Origin of the sequence: Actinoplanes sp. NPDC048791 (genome assembly GCF_040650095.1) — a bacterium.
Classification (GTDB): domain Bacteria; phylum Actinomycetota; class Actinomycetes; order Mycobacteriales; family Micromonosporaceae; genus Actinoplanes.
The window spans coordinates 1-1,175 of sequence record NZ_JBEZGQ010001671.1 but is presented as its reverse complement, the minus strand read 5'-3'; the positions used below and the strand labels follow the sequence as shown (position 1 = coordinate 1,175).

1 pseudogene is annotated in these 1,175 nt (G+C 75.8%); it reads right to left on the bottom strand.

Features of this window, described 5'->3' with window-relative positions:
* Positions 1-1,175, bottom strand: a pseudogene (locus AB0C29_RS49495) (adenylate/guanylate cyclase domain-containing protein); the annotation flags it as partial.

Sequence of the window (1,175 nt, the reverse complement as noted above, 5' to 3'; positions counted from 1 at the left end):
GCCCGACCGCGGTGGCCGCGTCACCGGCCCGCAGCCGCGCCTCGGCGAGCAGCACCCGCGGCCCGACCTGTGCCGGCGCCAGCGGGTTGTGCGGCTCGACCGCGGTCATCACCCGGCGCGCGTCCGCCTCGGCCGCCTCCACGTCACCGCGTTGCAGCGCCACGAAGCCGCGCAGGGTGCCGGCCATGCCGAGCAGCAACGGGTGACCGGTCTTGTCGGCGTACTCCAGCGCATCGGTGAGCAGGTCCTCGGCGTGCTCGGGCTCGTTGAGGCCACGGGCGATGGCGCCGCGGACGACCAGGGCCAGTCCGCGTCCCCAGTCGTCGGAGACCGCGGCGAAGTCCCGGTACGCCCGGCGCGCCTCGCCGTCCGCCTCGGCCAGGTCACCGAGTTCGGCGGCCGCGTACGCCTCGACCGCCCGGAGCGTGCCGACCGCCCAGCCCTCACCGACCCGGTCCCCGAACGGCAGGAAGATCCGGGCCAGCCGGCGCGACTCGTGCAGGCGTCCGGCCAGCAACCGGGCGAACGCCGTGGTGCCGCGCAGCCAGGACCGGCCCACCGGGTCACCCAGCTCGGCGAACAGGCGGGCGGCCCGGCCGAGCACGGCGTCCGTACCCGCGAAATCACCGCGGGTGGTGGTCACCCAGGCCAGGTTCTGCAGCGCCCAGGCCTGCCCGTGCCGGTCCCCCGCGGTGAGCGTGACCTGGTACGCGGCCGCGAACCGGCTGCTCGCCTGGCTCAGCTTGCCGGCCAGGAAGTCGGCCATGCCCAGCCGGCGCATCGCGTTGGCGCGTTCCGGGGCCAGCTCGGCCTCGGTCGCCACGTCCAGCGCCTGCTGCCAGGCCGCGACGGCCCGCGACGTGTCGCCCAGCGCCTCCTGCGCGCGGCCGACGACCAGCAACGCCTCGGCCCGGCACACCGGCTCCTCGTCGGCGCTGCCGGCAATCTTCTCGCCGTAGGTCAGGGCCTCGTTGGCGCGGCCCAGGCGCAACAGGGCGCGGGCGTGGACCAGCTGGTCGGAGAGCGGCAGGCCGTCCTTGGCGATGACGGCGGCCCGTTCCGCGTACGCGATCGACGCGGCCGGTTCGATGTTGGCCAGGGAGGCCGCCGTAGGTGGCCACCTTGCCGGTCTTGGAGTAACCGGCCGCGACGTAGCCGGCCAGGAAGGCCGCCTG